This window comes from Asaia sp. A2 (genome assembly GCF_057319415.1).
In genome coordinates this window covers 1-221 of the sequence record NZ_JBXWTO010000054.1, presented here as the reverse complement: position 1 = coordinate 221, position 221 = coordinate 1, and the positions used below count along the sequence as shown (strand labels likewise).

Below are 221 nucleotides of genomic sequence, written 5' to 3'. Positions count from 1 at the left end.
ATTGGCACGCTGTGGCGCTTCTTCGCGCGCCACCAGATCACATGGAAAAAAAGTCTGCCCATGCGGCGGAGCAGGATCGTCCGGATGTCCTGATGCGACGGCAGTACTGGTTCGAGACCCAGCCCGATCTCGACCCCGAGCGACTGGTTTTCATTGATGAAACCTGGGCCTCGACCAACATGGCGCGACGTCATGGTCGCTGTCGGCGGGGCCAGAGATTA

The 221-nt window shown here is 60.2% G+C and carries 1 pseudogene; it reads left to right on the top strand.

Going from position 1 to position 221, the window contains the following annotated elements:
• Positions 1 to 221: pseudogene (locus ACWNRM_RS15250) on the top strand (IS630 family transposase); the annotation flags it as partial.